The 1145-nt window shown below is 48.9% G+C and carries 1 protein-coding gene; it reads right to left on the reverse strand.

What is annotated here, in order from left to right; translation table 11 throughout:
* Positions 1–227: 227 nt before the first annotated feature.
* On the reverse strand, positions 228–1034 hold the full coding sequence (locus C666_RS20650) for a hypothetical protein (RefSeq protein WP_154666270.1): 807 nt from the start codon (positions 1032–1034) through the stop codon (positions 228–230).
* Between the last annotated feature and the right edge of the window lie 111 nt (positions 1035–1145).

Here is a 1145-nt window from a genome sequence, read left to right on the forward strand (position 1 = left end):
TCATGTCCGTTCTTCCTGCTGAAAACGGACTCTACTAACCTTCAACCGGTACGTCCTATGGGGGGCAGGTCAGACTACTGCTATTTTTTGGGGGCTAAAATCGGCCAGAAGCGGTCTGTGGCGGTTGGAAGAATCAGTCGATCAATGCCTAAGTTAAACGGGGGGAGGCACATCCGCCTGAATACCTTACTAGGCTCGCTTCTACGGGATATGAAAATTCAGATAATCTAAAACCCAGCAAGATATACCCAATTCTGGAAAATATCTGGCGTTAGTTTGTGCGCCCGAATTTGGACATCCTCTCTGGTATAGAACGCTTCTTCAGTTCTATTTTCCCATTCGATTGAGCTGCCCGGTGAGCCTTCAAATACTACACCGACAATGCTTGGGAGCGCATCGGAGAAGTGGCAGAAAACTGGGCCGCCACTCATTCCGCTAAAGTAGTACTTGTTCTCTTGCTCCAATGACGATGCCATAAGAAAGGACTCATCATTTTTCCCGATAGGCCTCGTCAACTCAGCGATCACTCCGATAAGGGGGGCCTGTAAAAGGCCGTTAGCTTCAGTTTTATGTTCGGTTGGGTATCCAAAAGCTACCGGTGACTTAAGGTCTGCCCAAGTTGGCTCAATCCATGAATCCAAATCGATTGGAGCCTTGCCTTTTTCTTGCATGTGAATTGAAGCGTAAGCCTTATCAAGTTTTACTATTGCTATGTCTGGCAGCTTGGCATCTGACAACCGAAGCGAGCGAAACATGCTTCTGTAACCAGATTGGTCGAAATAGCCAAATTGATAAATGACACGATTCTGGCCGTGAACAGTTAACCATTTCGGCGGGCTCGATGAGAACTGATAATCGTAAATGTGTGCGCACGTTACGCCGTAAAGGCCGCCCTTGTGGCTGATATAGGTGATTGTGCCATTTGCCTTCTCCGCCGTATGCCCACCGCCCATCCACGGTGGCGACAAAAATAGCGGCTCGGAGTGCGTTGCTGCAGCTTTATGCAGCATCTCTGAGGAAAACTTCGTGTCCATTGCTGTAATCCTAACGTAATGTAGACTGCATCAGCCCACTGAATTGCCCCGGGTTTTGCGGAGGCTGTTTTGTTTGAGTCAGGCAGGAAGGGCCTGCTCGCTGTGATTGCG

The organism is Thauera linaloolentis 47Lol = DSM 12138, from assembly GCF_000310205.1.
GTDB classification, from domain to species: Bacteria; Pseudomonadota; Gammaproteobacteria; order Burkholderiales; family Rhodocyclaceae; genus Thauera; species Thauera linaloolentis.

Coding starts and splice junctions, on each gene's coding strand:
- C666_RS20650 (WP_154666270.1), bottom strand. CDS start 1,034: ATGGACACGAAGTTTTCCTCAGAGATGCTGCATAAAGCTGCAGCAACG.